Source organism: Parvibaculum sp. (assembly GCF_045863935.1).
GTDB lineage: Bacteria > Pseudomonadota > Alphaproteobacteria > Parvibaculales > Parvibaculaceae > Parvibaculum.
The window spans coordinates 1-16,296 of the sequence record NZ_BTVP01000054.1 but is presented as its reverse complement, the minus strand read 5'-3'; the positions used below and the strand labels follow the sequence as shown (position 1 = coordinate 16,296).

General features: G+C 62.4%; 14 protein-coding genes. 10 read left to right on the top strand and 4 right to left on the bottom strand.

Going from position 1 to position 16,296, the window contains the following annotated elements; translation table 11 throughout:
• Together rpoD and dnaG are read right to left on the bottom strand one after the other, a co-directional pair.
• The coding region (gene rpoD, locus ACKUUH_RS15890) for an RNA polymerase sigma factor RpoD (protein ID WP_407950879.1) at window positions 1–1,831 on the bottom strand (1,831 nt) is incomplete at its 3' end.
• Between the two features lie 320 nt (window positions 1,832–2,151).
• Window positions 2,152–4,068 (bottom strand): DNA primase, encoded by a 1,917-nt coding sequence (dnaG, locus tag ACKUUH_RS15885; protein WP_407950878.1) that lies wholly within the window; start codon window positions 4,066–4,068, stop codon window positions 2,152–2,154.
• Between the two features lie 169 nt (window positions 4,069–4,237).
• Here dnaG and ACKUUH_RS15880 point away from each other — a divergent pair, with 169 nt between their 5' ends.
• Window positions 4,238–4,552 (top strand): BrnT family toxin, encoded by a 315-nt coding sequence (locus tag ACKUUH_RS15880; protein ID WP_407950877.1) that lies wholly within the window; start codon window positions 4,238–4,240, stop codon window positions 4,550–4,552.
• A 7-nt stretch (window positions 4,553–4,559) separates the two neighbouring features.
• A complete protein-coding gene (locus ACKUUH_RS15875; protein ID WP_407950876.1) occupies window positions 4,560–4,850 on the top strand; it encodes a BrnA antitoxin family protein in 291 nt (96 codons plus the stop codon).
• A 4-nt stretch (window positions 4,851–4,854) separates the two neighbouring features.
• Here the strand turns inward: ACKUUH_RS15875 and ACKUUH_RS15870 are convergent, their stop codons facing one another.
• Window positions 4,855–5,319, bottom strand: coding sequence for a GatB/YqeY domain-containing protein (locus tag ACKUUH_RS15870; RefSeq protein ID WP_407950875.1), 465 nt, complete (start codon window positions 5,317–5,319; stop codon window positions 4,855–4,857).
• A gap of 364 nt (window positions 5,320–5,683) precedes the next feature.
• Here ACKUUH_RS15870 and carA point away from each other — a divergent pair, with 364 nt between their 5' ends.
• The 4 genes from carA to greA all read left to right on the top strand — a co-directional run bounded on the left by carA (window position 5,684) and on the right by greA (window position 11,597).
• Window positions 5,684–6,901 carry a glutamine-hydrolyzing carbamoyl-phosphate synthase small subunit gene (carA, locus tag ACKUUH_RS15865; RefSeq protein WP_407950874.1) on the top strand — a complete coding sequence of 406 codons (1,218 nt, stop codon included), beginning with the start codon at window positions 5,684–5,686 and terminating at the stop codon, window positions 6,899–6,901.
• Window positions 6,901–7,683 (top strand): hypothetical protein, encoded by a 783-nt coding sequence (locus tag ACKUUH_RS15860; protein WP_407950873.1) that lies wholly within the window; start codon window positions 6,901–6,903, stop codon window positions 7,681–7,683. Before carA ends, ACKUUH_RS15860 begins: the two co-directional genes overlap by 1 nt.
• Window positions 7,684–10,923, top strand: coding sequence for a carbamoyl-phosphate synthase large subunit (gene carB, locus ACKUUH_RS15855; protein WP_407950872.1), 3,240 nt, complete (start codon window positions 7,684–7,686; stop codon window positions 10,921–10,923).
• Between the two features lie 200 nt (window positions 10,924–11,123).
• Complete coding sequence (gene greA / locus ACKUUH_RS15850; RefSeq protein ID WP_407950871.1) at window positions 11,124–11,597, top strand: transcription elongation factor GreA; 474 nt, start codon at window positions 11,124–11,126, stop codon at window positions 11,595–11,597.
• A 6-nt stretch (window positions 11,598–11,603) separates the two neighbouring features.
• Here the strand turns inward: greA and ACKUUH_RS15845 are convergent, their stop codons facing one another.
• Complete coding sequence (locus ACKUUH_RS15845) at window positions 11,604–12,089, bottom strand: Lrp/AsnC family transcriptional regulator (RefSeq protein WP_407950870.1); 486 nt, start codon at window positions 12,087–12,089, stop codon at window positions 11,604–11,606.
• Between the two features lie 112 nt (window positions 12,090–12,201).
• Here ACKUUH_RS15845 and ACKUUH_RS15840 point away from each other — a divergent pair, with 112 nt between their 5' ends.
• The 4 genes from ACKUUH_RS15840 to ACKUUH_RS15825 all read left to right on the top strand — a co-directional run bounded on the left by ACKUUH_RS15840 (window position 12,202) and on the right by ACKUUH_RS15825 (window position 16,259).
• Entirely contained in the window at window positions 12,202–13,212 is a 1,011-nt protein-coding gene (locus ACKUUH_RS15840) for a mitochondrial fission ELM1 family protein (RefSeq protein WP_407950869.1), read from the top strand.
• 131 nt (window positions 13,213–13,343) lie between these two features.
• Window positions 13,344–13,997, top strand: coding sequence for a 2OG-Fe(II) oxygenase (locus ACKUUH_RS15835; RefSeq protein ID WP_407950868.1), 654 nt, complete (start codon window positions 13,344–13,346; stop codon window positions 13,995–13,997).
• Window positions 13,998–14,021: 24 nt separating this feature from the next.
• Window positions 14,022–16,001, top strand: coding sequence for a hypothetical protein (locus ACKUUH_RS15830; protein WP_407950867.1), 1,980 nt, complete (start codon window positions 14,022–14,024; stop codon window positions 15,999–16,001).
• 12 nt (window positions 16,002–16,013) lie between these two features.
• Complete coding sequence (locus ACKUUH_RS15825; RefSeq protein WP_407950866.1) at window positions 16,014–16,259, top strand: GIY-YIG nuclease family protein; 246 nt, start codon at window positions 16,014–16,016, stop codon at window positions 16,257–16,259.
• The last annotated feature ends 37 nt before the right edge of the window (window positions 16,260–16,296 follow it).

Genomic DNA, 16,296 nt, shown 5'->3' with positions numbered 1-16,296 from the left:
CGATGCCGAAGCGCATGCGCAGCACGCGCTCCTCGCGCGGCGTGAGCGAGGCGAGAACGCGCGTCGTCGTCTCGCGCAGGTTCGACTGGATCGCCGCATCGATGGGCAGGATCGCGTTCTTGTCCTCGATGAAGTCGCCGAGATGACTGTCTTCCTCGTCGCCGATGGGCGTTTCCAGCGAGATCGGCTCCTTCGCGATCTTCAGGACCTTGCGCACCTTTTCGAGCGGCATGCCGAGCTTTTCGGCAAGCTCTTCCGGCGTCGGCTCGCGGCCGATCTCGTGCAGCATCTGGCGCGAGGTGCGCACGAGCTTGTTGATCGTCTCGATCATGTGGACCGGGATGCGGATGGTGCGCGCCTGGTCGGCGATCGAACGCGTGATCGCCTGACGGATCCACCATGTCGCATAGGTCGAGAACTTGTAGCCGCGGCGATATTCGAATTTGTCGACCGCCTTCATCAGGCCGATGTTCCCTTCCTGGATAAGGTCGAGGAATTGCAGCCCGCGATTCGTGTATTTCTTGGCGATGGAGATGACGAGACGAAGGTTTGCCTCGACCATTTCCTTCTTCGCGATGCGCGCCTCGCGCTCGCCCTTTTGCACCATGGCGACGATGCGGCGATATTCCTGAATGTCGAGGCCGGTTTCCGACGCAAGCGTCTGGATCTCGTTGCGCAGATCCTTCACCTGGTCGCGCTCGTCCTTGGTGAAATTCACCCAGCCCCTGCCCTTGAGGCGGCTGACGCGGCGAATCCAGTTCGGGTCAAGTTCGTTGCCGAAATACTGCTTGAGGAATTCCTCGCGCGGCACGCCATGGCTTTCGGCGAGGCGCAGCAGGCGACCTTCGAGGCCCATCAGGCGCTTGTTGATCGCGTAGAGCTGCTCGACGAGCGACTCGATACGGTTGTTGTTGAGCGAGAGGCTCTTCACTTCCTCGATGAGGTCGGAGGTGAGCTTCTGATATTTCTTTTCCTGCGCGCCGGGCATCTCCTCGCCCTTGAGGGCGAGCTCGACCTTCTGGTCCTGCAGCTTGCGGAGCTTCTTGTAATCGCCCGCGATCGTGTCAAAGGTTTCGAGTACTTTCGGTTTGAGCTCGGCCTCCATCGCGGCAAGCGACATGGAGTTGTCGTCCTCGCCGTCCTCGTCGACCTCTTCTTCCTCCGGCTCGACGCGCGGCGGTGCCTCGCCGGCAAGCGCGGCCTGGCTGTGGTCCACCTTCTTCGCATCGGGACCGGCAAAGGTCGCGTCGAGGTCGATGATGTCGCGAAGGAGAATCTTTCCTTCGTTGAGTTCGTCGCGCCAGATGATAATGGCCTGGAAGGTCAGCGGGCTTTCGCACAGCCCCGCAATCATGGTCTCGCGGCCGGCCTCGATGCGCTTGGCGATGGCGATTTCGCCCTCGCGCGAGAGAAGCTCGACGGAACCCATTTCGCGCAGATACATGCGGACGGGATCGTCCGTGCGGTCGAGTGCGGAGGATGTGGTGGTTGTGGTCGCGACGGCCTTGCCGGTCGGCTCTTCGTCGCCGTCCTCGTCGTCGGCTTCGGCTTCGGCTTCGCCGCCGCCTTCCTGGCTGTCTTCGGCCTCGTCGTTTTCGACGACGTTGATGCCCATTTCGGAGAGCATCGAGAGCGTGTCCTCGATCTGTTCGGAAGAGAACTCTTCGGAGGGCAGAACCTTGTTCAACTCGTCATAAGTGACGAAACCGCGCGCCTTCGCGGCCTTGATCATCTTCTTGACTGCCGCATCCGACATATCGAGAAGCGGACCGTCCTGCGACACCTCGGCGCCGGTTTCCGGTGCTTCCTGTTCTGCCGTCTTGCTCGCCATTCAAACTTTCTCCGCAAATCCGAGGGACCTGCCGGCGCTCCACATGGAGCCATGCCGAAAGGGCCCGATACCTTGAAACCAGATAGGTCACACGCCCGAGAGGACCAGAGCGGCACATCGCCCAGACATATAAAGGACAGAGGACGGAAGCGCCGCATTCCGGCCGCCCGCCTTCCTCGTCCATCCCTTGTCGTCTGGATGCTCCGGCCGTCCCCGCCCCGGCTTCCGCCGCGACCGATCCGGAGTAACGCTGCCCTCAAATCCCGATTGGTTGACCGATCCCCGTTCGAACCCGGCGCGGAAACATCCTTGCCGGTCTCCTAGCCTGGCCCGTCCGCGGCATCCGAGCGCTCAAGCTGCTCCTGGATGGCCCGGAAGCGGGCATAGTTCTCTTCCGTCATCTCTTCTGCGAGCGCGCGTTCGGCGGCCTTCAGTTCCGCCTCCAGCACGATCGCCCGCCTGTGCCGTGCCAGCGTATGCAGGAAACCTGCTTCCGCCTCTTCCGGCGCCGCATCGGGCCAGGCAAAAGGATCGCTTCTGAAGGCCGAACCGGCCTCCAGACGCCGGGCGATTTCCGCCAAATCCCTGCTCAGCAAGTGGCCCCTGAGCGCTTCCCTTTCAAGAGGCGCATGGAGGGCGGCTATATCTATGATTTCATTGCGTAATCTGTCAAGCGCCGGGGTCTTGAGTTCGATTCGCGAAATGTCCTCCGCGTAATTCTCCAAGAGTTCCGGGTGGTTAAGGAGCGTGAGGAGCATCAGCCCCTCCCGCCCCTGCTCCCCCAGCGAGCCGCTGGCAAGCGCCGAACGGCGCAATTCCGGCGTGACGGGGGGCATGTAGGTCTCGCCGCGCCCGAAGCCGCCCCGGCCCCGGAAATTGCCCCGGCCCGGCCACTGGCCACCGAACCCGCGCTGAAACCCGCCCTGCCGGAAGCCGCCGCCCTGCTTCGGCGCCGAGCCGCCAAAGAACTTCGAGACCCGCTCTCGCAGCGCCTGCGCATAATGCCCGCGCACCTTCGGATCGCCGATGGCGGCAATGGCGGCTTCGAGATCGGCCTCGAGCTTCGCACGGCGCTCCGGCGTGTCCCAGGCGCCGGTCGAGGTTTCCTTCTCCCACAGCATGTCGGACAGCGGCCGTGCCTTCGCCAGTATCTCGCGCATCGCATCGCCGCCCTCCTCGCGCACGAGATCGTCCGGATCCTTGCCTTCCGGCAGCAGCGCGAAGCGGAGTGAATGACCGGGCTTGAGCAGCGGCAGCACGCGCTCGACCGCGCGGTAAGCGGCACGCAGCCCCGCCTTGTCGCCGTCGAAACAGAGGACGGGTTCCGGCGTCATGCGCCAGAGCAGCCCGATCTGGTCTTCGGTGAGCGCGGTGCCGAGCGGCGCGACGGCATTCGTGATGCCGCCCTGCGCGAGGCCGACGACGTCCATATAGCCTTCGACGGCGATCACCGTGCCCTCGTCATGCGCGGGCTTGCGCGCGCGGTCGAGGTTGTAAAGCACGCGGCCTTTGTGAAAGAGCGGCGTCTCCGGCGAGTTGAGATACTTCGCCTTGGCGTCGGGCGAGAGCGCGCGTCCGCCAAAGGCAATGACGCGGCCTCGCGCATCGGCGATGGGAAACATCACGCGGTTGCGAAACCGGTCGTAAGGTTCGGAGATGTCCGCGCCCGCGATGACGAGGCCTGCTTCCGCCATCTGCTCGACGGTGATGTTCTTCGACTTGAGATATTTGAGCAGCGAGGAACGATCCGACCTGTCGTCGCCCGGCGCATAGCCGATGCCGAAATCGTCGATGGTCTTGCCCTTGAGCCCGCGCCGGTCGAGATAGGCACGCGCTTCGGCGCCCGCGCCCTCCTGCAATTTCTGGCGAAAGAACTGCGCCGCCATCTCCATCACGTCGATCAGCGTCGCGGCTTCCTTGTCGCGCTCCGCCGCAAACGGATCGCGCTCCGGCATCTCCATGCCCGCCTCGGCGGCAAGCCGCTCCACCGCCTCGATGAAGGAGAGGTTCTCGGTCTTTTCGAGGAACTTGATGACGTCGCCATGCTCGCCCGACGAGAAGCAGTGATAGAACTGCTTGTCGTCGTTCACCGTGAAGCTCGGGCTTTTCTCATTGGTGAAGGGAGACAGGCCGACAAACTCCCGGCCCCGCCTGATGAGCTTCACCTTGCGGCCGACAACCTCCGAGACGCGAATGCGTCCCTTCAATTCGTCGAGAAAGCCTTTGGGGAAGGACATGGGGGGCGCAGCCTCTGGCGGTCGGAAGGGTATTATACGCTTCTTCGTAAAGCCGCAGCGGGGGGCTTGCAAAGAGTTACATTTGTATATACAAATGTAAGAGGCATTATGCCGGCAACCAGCGCATGACGTGCGGCCCAGAACAAGACCGACTCCATTTGGGGATGTTATGCGCGCGAACGATCAAGCGTTTCGGACTTTCACCCACTCCTTCAGTGGATTCGAATGGGATGAAGACAAACGGCAGATCAATCTGAAGAAACACCGGATCGATTTCCGGAGCGTCTTGCGGATATTCGATCAGCCGCTTTGTCGCCGAAGGTCAGACAAGAATGGGGAAACAAGGTTCCTCGTGGTCGGAGTATTCGATGATGCAGAAGTCTCGGTCATCTACACAGAGCGCGAAGAAGGCATCTGCCGGATCATCTCGGCAAGACGCGCCCGCCCGGAAGAAAGAAGAGCGTATCGTTCGCTACTCTCTTGAGGAGGCGATGAATCTCGGCTCCGGCGAAACCGACTGGGAGCGCGTGCGCAACATCACCGATAAGGAACTGGAAGCGGCGATTGCTTCCGATCCCGATTCCGACTTTCCCCTTGATGAAGGCGAATGGGAACTCGTGATCCCCAGGAAGCAGCCGGTCAGCATTCGTCTCGACGAAGACGTGCTCACCTATTTCAAGGAAACGGGTCCGCGCTACCAGACGCGGATCAACAAGGTGCTACGGAGCTATGTGAAAGCGCAGAAGATCAAGGAGAAAGCGAAGGACAAGAAGAAGGCCTGACAGCTCAGGCCAGCTTCTCTTTCACAATCGCGCCCGCCTTGGCGAAGTCCATCTGCCCGGCATGGCGTTTTTTGAGTTCGCCCATCACGCGGCCCATATCCTTGATGCTGGCGGCACCCGTCTCGGCGATCACGGCCTGGACGGCGGCAGCCGTTTCGGCATCGGAGAGCTGCTTCGGCATGAAGCTCTCGATGATCGCGATTTCCTCGTTTTCCTGCTGGGCAAGCTCCATGCGGCCGGCGGACTCGTAGATACCGGCGGACTCGCGGCGCTGCTTCACCATCTTCGAGAGCACGTCGAGGATTTCGGCATCGCTCACGCCCGCGTCCCGGCCCTCGGTGCGGCCGGCGATGTCGCGGTCCTTGAGCGCCGCCTGGATGAGGCGGAGCGTCGCCATGCGGCGCTTGTCCTGCGCCTTCGTGGCTTCGGTGAGCCCCTGCTTGATGGTTTCCCGCAGGCTCTGGGTCATTGCCGGTCTCCGATGAATTTGGGAGCGCCGCCGCATGTGGCGCACGTACCCCCGGAATCGGCGACACGCTAAACCAAAGCCCGGACGCACGCAATCCGGGACCGCATTGCAGCATCGCACTCAACCCATTGAAATCATTATTCTTTTAAGAAAACACGGGTGCTTGACGGAAAACGGGCGATCCCTTAGTGTCCGCCAAATTCAACGGGAAACCGGGTCTGTCCGGGCGGAAGCGCCGAAAGCTTCGCGCCTGCTTCCTGCAGACAAGTTCCTCCCCTGGAGTTGCCACGATGAAGGTGTCGACGAAAGCCGCCACGGAACGGCGCGTGTCCAAGGTCACGCAAGGTTCCGGGGAGGAGTCGGCATGAGCACATCTTCGTCCGATACTGCCAGCCCGACGCCGACAACGAGAGCAACGACCATGACCGCCACCGAGAAGCCGACCGCCCTCCTCGTCCTGAAGGATGGCACGGTGCTTCCCGGCCGCGGCATCGGCGCGGTGGGCGAAGCGGTGGGCGAGGTCTGCTTCAACACGGCGATCACGGGCTATCAGGAAATCCTCACCGACCCTTCCTATGCCGGCCAGATCATCACCTTCACCTTCCCCCATATCGGCAATGTGGGCGCGAACGACGAGGACATCGAGACCTCGAACCTCGCCTCTTCCTCCGGCGTTCGTGGCATGGTCATCCGCGCCGGCATCACCAATCCCTCGAACTACCGCGCGGCCCGGCATCTCGATGGCTGGCTGAAGGCGCGCCACATCATCGGCCTTTCCGGCATCGATACGCGCGCGCTGACGCGCCGCATCCGCGAGAAGGGCTCTGTGGACGGGCTCATCGCGCATGATCCGTCGGGCAATTTCGACGTGCCCGCGCTGCTCGAAAAGGCGCGCGGCTGGCCTGGCATGGTCGGCCTCGACCTCGTGAAGGACGTGACCTGCGGCCAGAGCTACAGCTGGAACGAGGCGCGCTGGAAATGGGGCTGCGGCTACGAGCCGGGACATGAGCTGAAACACCGCGTCGTCGCCATCGACTACGGCATCAAGCGCAACATCCTGCGCTGCCTGACGAGTGCCGGCTGCGAAGTGACGGTGGTGCCCGCCGAAACGAAGGCGGAAGACATATTGGCGATGAACCCGGACGGCGTCTTCCTGTCGAACGGCCCGGGCGACCCGGCGGCGACCGGCGAATATGCCGTGCCGGAAATCAAGAAACTCGTCGCGAGCGGCAAGCCCGTCTTCGGCATTTGCCTGGGGCACCAGATGCTCGCACTGGCGCTCGGCGCGAAGACGGAAAAGATGCATCAGGGCCATCACGGCGCGAACCATCCCGTGAAGGACCACACGACCGGCAAGGTCGAGATCACCTCGATGAATCACGGCTTCGCCGTCTCGCGCGAGAGCCTCGGGTCCGATCTCGAAGAGACGCATGTCTCGCTCTTCGACGGCTCGAATTGCGGCATCCGCCTGAAGGACCGCGCCGTCTTCTCCGTCCAGTATCACCCGGAAGCTTCTCCCGGCCCGATGGATTCACATTACCTCTTCGAGCGCTTCGTGAAGCTGATCGAGGAGGGGAAGTGATGGCTCACATGATGATGAAAGATATCAGGCGGGAATTACTTCTGGCGCTGCTGAGGCAATACGAAGATTTTACAGAAACTGATGACCCGGAAAATCCGGCCATCAATGTCATTGGTGTCGCAAAGCAAGCAAGAATCGAAGTGCCGCTGCGGGATATCAAACTTTGCCTCGAAAGATTTTCTCAAGAAGGCTTAGTTGTCGAAGACGAAGTCTCTGATTGGTCGGACGGCGAGTACTACTGCTATCTCACGGAACGGGGCATTGAAGAAGCCCAAGCGTTGAGACAAATTTCGTCCCAAGAAAATAGCAACATAGTTTCTCCAAACGGTGGGGTTGATGACTTGATGCTTGACTCCACATCAAGCCCTCAAGCGTCAACGGCACCGAACTCCACAACTTTCGGTTTTGCTCCTGGCTCAGCACCATTCGATCAGGGAAACTTTGCAGACACACGAACTGCTCCTGCCTCAGATCGCTACGTCAGCGTTCGGGATAATCAGAACTCGTTTGATGAAATACTCCGCTCACTAACCATCATCAAAAACGAGTTCGCCAAAGATCATTTCAAACGTACCAACTTCATTAACACGCCCGCCATCACCGCGGAAATCGAGGCTTTCGAGCATCAGGTTCACAGTGGTTGGGTAGGCCGACCTGCTGCTCAAAACTTTCTCGAAACACTCCGCTACATCAAAGATGTATGCGTCGAGTTCAAAGAAATCTGCGTTGCGGCAGCAGTCGCAATCGCTGCCCTCACCACGATTTTTGGAATGCTGCTGTAGATGCCCAAACGTACAGACATAAAGAGCATCATGATCATCGGCGCGGGGCCGATCATCATCGGACAGGCGTGCGAGTTCGATTACTCCGGCACGCAGGCCTGCAAGGCGCTGAAGGACGAGGGCTACCGGATCGTGCTGGTGAACTCCAATCCCGCCACGATCATGACCGACCCGGAGCTCGCCGACGCGACCTATATCGAGCCGATCACGCCGGAAATCGTCGCGAAGATCATCGAGAAGGAACGGCCCGACGCGCTGCTGCCGACCATGGGCGGCCAGACCGCGCTCAACACCGCGCTGGCGCTTGCCGATATGGGCGTGCTCGAAAAATTCGGCGTCGAGATGATCGGCGCCAAGCGCGAAGCGATCGAGATGGCGGAAGACCGCCAGCTCTTCCGCGATGCGATGGACCGCATCGGCCTCGAAAGCCCGCGCTCGCGCGTCGCCCACAACGTGGACGAGGCGCTGGACGCGCTGGAATTTGTCGGCCTCCCCGCCATCATCCGCCCCTCCTTCACCATGGGCGGCACGGGCGGCGGCATCGCCTATAACAAGCAGGAATTCTCCGACATCATCGAAAGCGGCCTCGACGCAAGCCCCGTGAACGAGGTGCTGGTCGAGGAAAGCGTGCTCGGCTGGAAGGAATACGAGATGGAAGTCGTCCGCGACCGCGCGGACAACTGCATCATCATCTGCTCCATCGAGAATATCGATCCGATGGGCGTCCATACCGGCGACTCGATCACCGTCGCCCCCGCGCTGACGCTCACCGACAAGGAATACCAGGTGATGCGCAACGCGAGCATCGCCGTGCTGCGCGAGATCGGCGTCGAGACCGGCGGGTCGAACGTACAGTTCGCCGTGAACCCGAAGGACGGCCGCCTCGTCGTCATCGAAATGAACCCGCGCGTGTCGCGCTCCTCCGCGCTCGCCTCCAAGGCGACGGGCTTTCCCATCGCCAAGGTCGCTGCGAAGCTCGCCGTCGGCTACACGCTGGACGAGTTGCAGAACGACATCACCAAGGTCACGCCCGCGAGCTTCGAACCCACCATCGACTATGTGGTGACGAAGATCCCGCGCTTCGCCTTCGAGAAATTCGCGGGCGCCGAAAAGCTGCTCGGCACGGCGATGAAATCCGTCGGCGAGGCCATGGCCATCGGCCGCACCTTCCAGGAGAGCCTGCAGAAGGCGCTGCGCTCCATGGAAACGGGGCTGACGGGCCTCAACGAAGTGACCGTGCCCGGCATGGGCGAAGGCGACGACAAGAATGCGATCCGCGCCGCGCTTGGGCGCCCGACGCCCGACCGCCTGCTGGTGATCGCGCAGGCGCTGCGCGAGGGCATGAGCCACGACCAGATACAAGCCTCCTGCTCCTACGACCTCTGGTTCATCGAACAATTGCAGGGCCTCATCGACGCGGAAGCGCAGGTGCGCGCCGAGGGTCTGCCGCAGACGAAGGCGGAAATGCGCGCGCTGAAGGCGATGGGCTTTTCCGATGCGCGGCTCGCGGAACTCGCGGGCTCCGAGGAAGAAGCCGTGCGCAAGGCGCGCCGCGAAATGGGCGTGCGCCCGGTCTACAAGCGCATCGACACTTGCGCCGCCGAGTTCGAAAGCCTGACGCCTTACATGTATTCGACCTACGAGACGGATTTTGACGGCCACGCCGATTGCGAGGCCGACCCGTCGGACCGCAAGAAGGCGATCATCCTGGGCGGCGGTCCGAACCGCATCGGCCAGGGCATCGAATTCGACTATTGCTGCTGCCATGCCGCCTTCGCGCTCGATGAAGTCGGCATCGAAAGCATCATGGTGAACTGCAACCCGGAAACCGTGTCGACCGACTACGACACGTCGGATCGCCTCTATTTCGAGCCGCTCACCGCCGAAGACGTGCTGGAACTGATCGACCTCGAAATGTCGAAAGGAACGCTTCTCGGCGTCATCGTGCAGTTCGGCGGACAGACGCCGTTAAAGCTCGCGAACGATCTCGAACGCGCGAACGTGCCGATCCTCGGCACCTCGCCCGATGCCATCGACCTTGCCGAGGACCGTGACCGCTTCTCCGCGCTGCTCGAAAAGCTCGGCCTCAAGCAGCCGCCGAACGGCATCGCGCGCTCCGCCGCCGAGGCAAAGGCGATTGCCGAGCGCATCGGCTATCCCGTCGTCATCCGCCCCTCCTATGTGCTTGGCGGACGCGGCATGGAGATCGTGCGCGATGCGGCGCATCTCGACCGCTACATCAACGAGGCGGTGATCGTGTCGGGCAAGAGCCCGGTGCTGATCGACTATTACCTGCGCGATGCGATCGAGGTGGACGTCGACGCGCTGTGCGACGGCAAGGACGTCGTGATCTGCGGCATCATGGAACATATCGAGGAGGCGGGCGTCCATTCGGGCGACAGCGCCTGCTCGCTCCCCCCCTATTCGCTCAAAGCCGGCACCATCGAGGAAATCGAACGGCAGACGCGCGCCATGGCGCTTGCGCTGAATGTCGGCGGGTTGATGAACGTGCAATACGCGATTCAGGACGGCACCATCTATGTGCTCGAAGTGAACCCGCGCGCCTCGCGCACCGTGCCTTTCGTCGCAAAGGTGGTCGGCGAGCCCATCGCGAAGATTGCGGCAAAGGTCATGGCGGGTGCGGCGCTCGCATCGTTCAACCTGAAGCCCGACGCGCATGGCCGCGTCGCGGTGAAGGAAGCGGTCTTCCCCTTCGCGCGCTTCCCCGGCGTCGATACGATCCTCGGGCCGGAGATGCGTTCGACCGGCGAAGTGATGGGCCTCGACCGGAGCTTCGCCGTCGCCTTCGCCAAGAGCCAGCTCGGCGGCGGCTCCAAGGTGCCGGTCGCGGGCACCGTCTTCGTGTCGGTGAAGGATTCGGACAAGGAAAAGATCGTCGCGCCGGCAAAGAAGCTGCTCGACATGGGCTTCAAGCTCATCGCGACCGGCGGCACGCAGCGCTATCTCGCCGAGCAGGGTCTCGATGTGGGCATCGTCAACAAGGTGCTCGAAGGCCGCCCGCACATCGTGGACGCGATCAAGAACGGCGAGATCGCCCTCGTCTTCAACACGACCGAGGGCGCGCAGGCGCTCTCCGATTCGATGTCGCTGCGCCGTTCCGCGCTGATGATGAAGGTGCCCTACTACACCACCGTCGCGGGCGCCCGCGCCGCCCGGGAGGGAAACGACGCAAAACGCCGCGGACCGCTCGAAGTGACCACCCTCCACTCCAACACCTGAGCGGGACCCGGAGCGGGGCCTGCGGAAATCGCATTTGACGCGCGGCGCCGCCCTAACCCACAATCGGGGTCCCCAGTCGGGGGCGAAGTCCCGCCAGTCACGGCTCCTTGAGGAGCCCGGCGGGATTTTCATCAGATACGAGAGGAACGCCCGGCCGGAATAGACGCCGGGCCGGTAACGAAGAAAGATCGTCGAGAGAAATGGAAAAGATTCCAATGACTTCCGAGGGCTACAGGTCCCTGGAAGAGGAGATCAGGTTTCTGAAGTCCGTCGAGCGGCCGCGCATCATCAAGGCGATCGCCGAAGCGCGCGCGCATGGCGATCTGAGCGAGAACGCCGAATACCACGCCGCCAAGGAACAGCAGGGCCTCAACGAGAGCCGTGTGGCCGAGCTTGAGGACAAGATTTCCCGCGCCGACGTGATCGACCTGACGAAGCTTTCCGGCGACACCGTGATGTTCGGCGCGACAGTCGATCTCGTGGACGAGGATACGGACGAGGAAGTGACTTACCAGATCGTCGGCGAAGTCGAGGCCGATGTGAAGAAGGGCCGCGTCTCCATCACCTCCCCCATCGCCCGCGCGCTGATCGGCAAGTCGGCCGGCGACAGCGTGGAAGTCGTGACGCCCGGCGGCGGCAAGAGCTACGAGATATTGAAGGTGCGGTTCGGGTAGGCTGCCCTACTCCTCTTCCAGCATTTCCACTGGCACACCCGGCTCATGCTTCGAGCGGCGGATGGTGAGCGAGGTGCGCACGCTCGCGACATTCGGCGCGGGCGTCAGCTTCTCGGTGAGAAAGCTCTGGAAGGTGGAGAGGTCCGGCGCGACGCACTTCAATATGAAGTCGATATCGCCGTTCAGCATGTGGCATTCGCGGACCAGCGGCCAGGTGGCAACCTCCGCCTCGAAGGCCTTGAGGTCCGCTTCGGCCTGGCTGTGCAGCCCGACCATCGCGAAAACCGTCACCTCGAAGCCAAGCGCGCGCCCGTCGAGATCGGCGTGATAACCCTTGATGAAACCCGCTGTCTCGAGCGCCCGCACGCGTCGCAGGCAGGGCGGCGCCGAAATACCGACCCGAGAAGCCAGGTCGACATTGGTGATCCGCCCGTCCGCCTGCAATTCGGCGAGAATCCTGAGATCGATATGGTCGAGCTTCGCCCGCTTCATTGTGTGCCCCGCGCGGTCGTGCCGCATTCGGCGTGACTTGTGGCTTTCGGCGTTTTACTTACTCTCTTGGATGCCGCGTTTCAGCAATAATATTACCGGATAACGCACGAATATGACCGAAAACGAGGCGAAAGCGGCCGGCAGCCTGATACCGAAGCCGGAAGATACCTCGTGCTGGGTCTTGACCAACGGCATGGCCGGCTACGAAGCGCAGGCCGTCGGTATCGCGGAAGCCCTGGGGCTCAAACCCGAGATGAAGCGCGTCGCCCCGCCCGCACCCTGGAGCTGGCTTGCGCCCTGCGGCCCGGCAGCACCGGACGCGGGCATCGCCCCGCCCTGGCCGGACCTGTTGATCGCCTCCGGCCGCCAATCGATTCCCTATGCGCGCATGATCCGCCGCAAATCCGGTGGACGAACTTTCACCGTGGTTCTGCAGCACCCGCGCGTCCCGCCTTCCCGCTTCGATTTCGTCTGGGCCCCCGCGCATGACCGGCTCGAAGCGCCGAACGTGCTCTCGACCGTCGTCTCGCCCCACCGTCTGACGAAGGCCCGCCTCGCCGCGGAAGCGGACGCCTTTGCGGCCGCGGTCGCGCATCTGCCTCATCCGCGCGTCGCCGTGCTGATCGGCGGCACAAACTCCGTGTACAGCCTGACGGAAGAGACGGCGGCGCAGATCGCGACGCAGCTAGGCGCCGTGGCGGACGGCGGCGCGGGCCTGATGGTCACCCCGTCGCGCCGCACCGGCGAGCGGCAGACGCACATTCTGAAGGACACGCTGAAGGACAAGCCCGCTGTCGTTTGGGACGGCACCGGCGCAAACCCCTATTTCGGATTCCTCGGGCTCGCCGACGCCGTCATCGTTACCTGCGACTCGGTCAACATGGTCGGCGAGGCCGCCTTCACCGGAAAGCCCGTCCATGTCATCGAACTCGAGGGCGGATCGCCGAAGTTCCGCCGCTTTCTCGATGCCATGTACGCGAGCGGCGCGGCGCGCCCCTTCAGGGGCACGCTTGAAAGCTGGGAGTACGAGCCATTAAATGCTACCGATGAGATCGCCGAAGCGATCGCGGTTCGCTTCGCGGCGCACATCGAGAGACAAAGGTCGCAAGCAAAAAAGGGTTAATCGGGTGCGGCAATTGGATGCCGCGACATTTGGGACGTTGCGGGTTCCACCCCGATCTCCGCAAGATCGCCCGCGAAATGATATCCTGCGAGTGACGAACCCGGACGGGCGACTGGAAGGTAAATGGCATCATGAGCCTCATCGACATTGAAGCACTGCGCGCGACGCCGCTGAAAACGGATCCTTACGAATATCTCGTGGTCCCCGCCTTCGTGACGGGCAAGGCGCTCGACAGCGTCATCGCTGACTTCCCGAACATCGAGTCGACGGGCTCCATTCCGCCGAGCGAACTCAACATTCATGGCAGCTTCGACAAGCTTCTCCAGGAAATGAACGGGCCGGAGTTCCGCAAGGCGATCGAGGAAAAATTCAGCGTCGATCTCACCGGACGGCCGAGCATGTTCACGATCCGCGGCCATTGCGCGCGGAACAACGGCAAGATTCACACCGACACCGAGTCGAAGATCATCACCGTGCTCCTCTACCTGAACCAGGAATGGGAAGCCGGCGGCGGGCGCTTGCGCATCCTGCGTTCGGCGACCGATCTCAACGATGCTGCCGACGAAGTCTCGCCCAATGGCGGCACGCTCCTGGTCTTCAAGCGCTCCGACAAGTCCTGGCACGGACACGAGCCTTTCGAAGGCCAGCGCCGCGCCATCCAGATGAACTGGGTGCGCGACGAAGACGTCGTCGTGCATGAGCAGCGCCGCCACCGTTTCACCTCGACGCTGAAGCGTCTCAATCCGTTCGGTTCGCGCGCGCGCGAAACGACCGGCGCCTATTGAACAGAGCGGATCGAGGACAGAGCGATGACCCTGCAGATTGAAACATTCAAGAACGCCGACCTCTCCCACGGCTGGCGGCCAGGCAACAATGCCGGCGGCGCGACGCTCTTCAAGGCGCTCGGCCATCCGCTGACGGCGCCGAAGGGACAGGCGCTGATCGCCGACCTCGCCAAGGCCGGCCCCGTCGCGGTCTACGATCCCTCCGGCACCATCGGCAATTTCCACGCCTATTACGATCTCGGCCGCCTCGATATCGCCGGCTATTTCGTGCAGCGCGTCGAGGATCTGGGCTCGACCTTCCTCGGCCACGAGGCGCAGCCAGTGAGCGCGATGAAGAAGTCGAACGCGAAAGCCGTTCTCGTTCTCGCCTTCGACGCGAACAAGACCCTCCCCTCGATCTCCCATGTCTTCCCCGACGGCGCGCGCATCGCGACGCTCGACGACATCCGCCTTCCGGACGACATGCTGACCAACAAGGCGAACTATCTCGACCCCATGAACTTCGCGACCAATTTCGCGCTCATGCGCGAAAAGAAGGGCGCGAACAGCCATGACGGCATCCACACCCGCGTCGCGAGCGCGAATTACTGGGGCCTGCACGGCGCCGACAATCCGGAACTCTGGCTCTGCCTCTTCGACGAAAAGGGCAATCAGCTTGCCGAGTGGCGCGAGACGCTCCCCATCGCCGGCGCTCCCTTCACGGTGGACAGCGCCGAAATTCGCGAACGCTTCGGCCTTGAGGATTTCACCGGCTCCCTCTTCATCCACGCCGTGCGCATCAAGGGCCACGACGTCGTGAAATACGCGCTCGACATGTATGGCGAGAACGGGCTTGCGCTTTCCTGCAGTCACGACGCGAACGCCTGGCCCGCCGACTACTACGCGGGCATGCCCGCAGGCGAAGACGGCGAGCACGTAACGCTCTTCGTGCAGAACTCGCATCCGATGCCCATTCCGCCGCGCACCGTCGGCCTCAACATCATGGGCGCGCAGGACGTCTCCTGGTACGAAGACGAAATTCCGCCTTTCGGCACGCGCGGCATTCCGCTGAAGAGCCTGCTGCCGGATGCGAAGTGGCCGGACCAGATCGAGGTCGTGGCGGGACGTTACTTCGTGCGCCCGCGCTACGAGGTGATCCGCGACAGCGGTCAGCGCCGCCTCGCCCATGCGAATGTGGAGCGCACCGACCTGAAGCCGAACCCCGAGATCGCGAAACTCGGCAAGCATATGGGCAAGGGCTACATCATGCCGCTGCCCATCCTGCCCCGCGACAAGTTCGAGACCGTCATGATCCCGACGCCGATGGCGCGCGACGAACACGAGCTGCCGCTGCGCGCCGAAATGATCGACGCGAACGGGACCGTTGTCGCCTCGAAATATCTCGGCCGCATTCCCCGCCGCGACAGCGTCGAAGTCGACATCGAAAGCTGGATGAAGGAAGAATCGCTGAAACTTCCGTCAGGCTACGGCCATGTCGAATTTCTCTACGATTTCCGCGAAGGCGGCGACGGCAATGGCTGGATCCACGCGCTTGGCCGCTTCGAACAGAAATCGAGCGGCCACCGCGCGGAAACGATCTTCGGCGCGCATATCTACAACACCGCCTTGATCTACAAGGACGAGCCGCAGAGCTACACCAACAAGCCGCCGGGGCTCACCACGCGTCTCTTCCTTCGCGTTGCTGGCCCCGCGCTCGACGACGGCGCGCTCGACACGCTCTGCCACCTGATCTATCCGGCCTCGACCGACTGGCACCCGAAGAGCTCCACGCTGCTCATCCTGCACGACGCCGACGGCAAGCCCGTCGCCGAAACCAAGGTCGAGATCGCTTGCGGTGGTTCGTTCCACTGGCGGCTGTCGGAAGTCTTCCCGCGCGAAGAGCGCGAGAAGATGGGCGGCGCAGGCTATGTCATCATCCGCGACACAACCTGCCGCCTCTTCGGCTTCCACGGCCTCGTCAACGGCGACAAGAGTTTCTGCCTCGACCACATGTTCGGGTTCTGAGGGACTCGCGTCATGTCTCGTGGCTGGATATATATCCTCAGCAACGAACAAAATAGAACCGACTTGTTCAAAGTGGGAATAACCACTCGCAGCCCAGAAGTTCGCGCCCGCGAACTTCACAACACAAGTTCGGCTTTTCCGTGGAGAGTGGAGTATGCCGCTCTTGTCGATGACTGCCGCGCCGTCGAGCAACAAGTACAACTTCAACTGAAAAAACATCGTGTAGCTTTAAATCGTGAATTTGACGTGAGCCCCTGAACTTCCTCCAGATTTGAGTAGAGTCCGTCAATTGAAG

Bases quoted from the DNA above. Each gene is read 5' to 3' on its own strand.
- dnaG (WP_407950878.1), bottom strand. From the start codon at position 4,068: ATGTCCTTCCCCAAAGGCTTTCTCGACGAATTGAAGGGACGCATTCGC.
- ACKUUH_RS15880 (WP_407950877.1), top strand. From the start codon at position 4,238: ATGCGCGCGAACGATCAAGCGTTTCGGACTTTCACCCACTCCTTCAGT.
- ACKUUH_RS15875 (WP_407950876.1), top strand. From the start codon at position 4,560: ATGAATCTCGGCTCCGGCGAAACCGACTGGGAGCGCGTGCGCAACATC.
- ACKUUH_RS15870 (WP_407950875.1), bottom strand. From the start codon at position 5,319: ATGACCCAGAGCCTGCGGGAAACCATCAAGCAGGGGCTCACCGAAGCC.
- carA (WP_407950874.1), top strand. From the start codon at position 5,684: ATGAGCACATCTTCGTCCGATACTGCCAGCCCGACGCCGACAACGAGA.
- ACKUUH_RS15860 (WP_407950873.1), top strand. From the start codon at position 6,901: ATGGCTCACATGATGATGAAAGATATCAGGCGGGAATTACTTCTGGCG.
- carB (WP_407950872.1), top strand. From the start codon at position 7,684: ATGCCCAAACGTACAGACATAAAGAGCATCATGATCATCGGCGCGGGG.
- greA (WP_407950871.1), top strand. From the start codon at position 11,124: ATGGAAAAGATTCCAATGACTTCCGAGGGCTACAGGTCCCTGGAAGAG.
- ACKUUH_RS15845 (WP_407950870.1), bottom strand. From the start codon at position 12,089: ATGAAGCGGGCGAAGCTCGACCATATCGATCTCAGGATTCTCGCCGAA.
- ACKUUH_RS15840 (WP_407950869.1), top strand. From the start codon at position 12,202: ATGACCGAAAACGAGGCGAAAGCGGCCGGCAGCCTGATACCGAAGCCG.
- ACKUUH_RS15835 (WP_407950868.1), top strand. From the start codon at position 13,344: ATGAGCCTCATCGACATTGAAGCACTGCGCGCGACGCCGCTGAAAACG.
- ACKUUH_RS15830 (WP_407950867.1), top strand. From the start codon at position 14,022: ATGACCCTGCAGATTGAAACATTCAAGAACGCCGACCTCTCCCACGGC.
- ACKUUH_RS15825 (WP_407950866.1), top strand. From the start codon at position 16,014: ATGTCTCGTGGCTGGATATATATCCTCAGCAACGAACAAAATAGAACC.